This is a genomic window from Massilia sp. TSP1-1-2 (assembly GCF_049896185.1).
Classification (GTDB): Bacteria; Pseudomonadota; Gammaproteobacteria; order Burkholderiales; family Burkholderiaceae_D; genus Telluria_A.
The window spans coordinates 1-1,815 of the sequence record NZ_JAFCTU010000078.1; the positions used below are offsets into that span (position 1 = coordinate 1).

Annotated in this window: 1 protein-coding gene; it reads left to right on the plus strand. The window is 60.8% G+C overall.

Features of this window, described 5'->3' with window-relative positions:
* Positions 1-78 precede the first annotated feature (78 nt).
* A partial coding sequence (locus tag ACP7BV_RS26840) for a DNA gyrase subunit B (RefSeq protein ID WP_426107950.1) occupies positions 79-1,815 on the plus strand: 1,737 nt, incomplete at its 3' end.

Here is a 1,815-nt window from a genome sequence, read left to right on the forward strand (position 1 = left end):
TGTTCCATGGGTCCCCGCCTACGCGAGGACGATGTCGTAGCCAGCACCCGAAACAAGCAGTTTTTAGAGAAAGCATCCATGTCCGAGAACACCCCAGCAATCCCTCCTAAAGAGCAGGAATACGGCGCCGCCCAGATTCAAATTCTGGAAGGCCTGGAAGCCGTGCGCAAACGCCCAGGCATGTACATTGGCGACACCTCGGACGGAACCGGCCTGCACCACCTGGTGTTCGAAGTACTGGACAACTCGATCGACGAATCGCTGGCCGGCCACTGCACCGAGATCCACGTCACGATCCACTCCGACAACTCGATCTCGGTCACCGACAACGGCCGCGGCGTGCCCACCGGCCTGAAATTCGACGACAAGCACGAGCCAAAACGCTCGGCCGCCGAAATCGTCATGACCGAGCTGCACGCGGGCGGCAAGTTCGACCAGAACTCGTACAAGGTCTCCGGCGGCCTGCACGGCGTGGGCGTCTCGTGCGTGAACGGCTTGTCGAAACTGCTGAAACTGACCATCCGCCGCGACGGCAAAGTGCACTACATGGAGTTCGTGCGCGGCGTGCCGCAAAACCGCGAAATTGAAATCGTCAATGGCGTGCCGTGCTCCCCGATCAAGGTCATTGGCGAGACCGACAAGCGCGGCACCGACGTCCATTTCTGGGCCGACGAAGAGATCTTCACGCACGTCGAATTCCACTACGAGATCCTGGCCAAGCGCATCCGCGAACTGTCCTTCCTGAACAACGGCGTGCGCATCAAGCTGAGCGACCAGCGCACCGGCAAGGAAGAAGTGTTCGCCTTCGAAGGCGGCACGCGCGGCTTTGTCGAATACATCAACAAGGCCAAGACGGTGCTGCACCCGACCATTTTCCAGGCCACCGGCGAGCGCATGTCGGACCAGAATACCAACATCAGCGTGGACGTGTCGATGCAGTGGAACGACGCCTACAACGAGCAGGTGCTGTGCTTTACCAATAACATCCCGCAGCGCGACGGCGGCGCCCACCTGACCGGCCTGCGCGCGGCAATGACGCGCGTGATCAACAAGTACATCGATGAACACGACTACGCCAAGAAGGCGAAAGTGGAAATCACCGGCGACGACATGCGCGAAGGCCTGACCTGCGTGCTGTCCGTGAAGGTACCGGAGCCGAAGTTCAGCTCCCAGACCAAGGACAAACTGGTTTCCAGCGAAGTGCGCGGTCCGGTCGAAGAGATCGTCGCCAAGACCCTCACCGACTACCTGATGGAAAAGCCGAACGACGCCAAGATCATCTGCGGCAAAATCGTGGAAGCGGCGCGTGCGCGCGAAGCGTCGCGCAAGGCGCGCGATCTGACGCGCCGCAAAGGCATCATGGACGGCCTGGGCCTGTCGGCAAAATTAGCCGACTGCCAGGAAAAAGACCCGGCGCTGTGCGAACTGTACATCGTCGAGGGAGACTCCGCGGGCGGGTCCGCCAAGCAGGGCCGCGATCGGAAATTCCAGGCTATTTTGCCGCTGCGCGGCAAGGTGCTGAACGTGGAAAAGGCGCGCTTTGAAAAAATGCTCTCGTCCGAGCAGATCACCACGCTGATCGCCACGCTGGGCACCTCCATCGGCCCGGACGAATTCAACGTCGAAAAGCTGCGCTACCACCGCATCATCATCATGACCGATGCGGACGTCGACGGCGCCCACATCCGCACGCTGCTGCTCACGCTGTTTTACCGCCAGATGCCGCAACTGGTCGAGCGCCTCATTTCCAAGGATGTGCAGGATAACGGCATTCACCTGTCGGTCTGGCTGATCGTGCCGCTGGCCGCGCTGGTG